This window comes from Candidatus Hakubella thermalkaliphila, from assembly GCF_013281975.1.
In the GTDB taxonomy this organism is placed as follows: domain Bacteria; phylum Actinomycetota; class Humimicrobiia; order Hakubellales; family Hakubellaceae; genus Hakubella; species Hakubella thermalkaliphila.
Genome location: NZ_BLRZ01000450.1, coordinates 1 through 586 on the forward strand (window position 1 = coordinate 1; position 586 = coordinate 586).

1 pseudogene is annotated in these 586 nt (G+C 53.4%); it reads left to right on the plus strand.

What is annotated here, in order from left to right:
- Window positions 1–78: 78 nt before the first annotated feature.
- Window positions 79–586 (plus strand): annotated as a pseudogene (locus HW443_RS12660) (O-sialoglycoprotein endopeptidase); the annotation flags it as partial.

A 586-nucleotide genomic window follows, 5' to 3' on the forward strand; every position in this document is an offset into this window, starting at 1 on the left:
AGTCCGTTAAAACTACAAGCGGTGGCTGCCTCAACGCGACCTCGGCCGTTGATTGATTCTTATCTGCCTGTCTTTACAGTGGGGGCATCATTTGCCCGCTCTTTGGCACTGGTTTTCGGCGTACCGTTTTTTGAACTGTCTCATCAGGAAGGACATTTGTTGGCGGGCTTGTGGTCTGCCGGAGTCGCATGGCAGAGTTTTTATGTTGTTCATCTTTCCGGCGGAACTACGGAAGTGCTGGCGGTGGAGATGAAGGAAGAGTTGTTGCTTTCTGAGTTAGGTGGCACGGAAGACTTGCATGCCGGTCAGTTCATTGACCGCGTGGGGGTGGCGCTTGGTTTGATGTTTCCTTCCGGACCCAGTTTGGAGAGGCTTGGGATTTGTGCCGGCCCAACTCCGTTAATTGTGCCTGTGGCAGTCAAAGGAGGTATTTTATCTTTCTCCGGACCGGAAAGCCATGTCCAGCGTGCGCTACTGCAAGGAGCACGGCCTGAGGAAGTGGCTAGGGGGGTGGAGCACTGTGTGGCTCAATCAGTCTGGCACATTTTGAAAAATATTGACAGGGAGCATGGGGCAAAACCGGTGC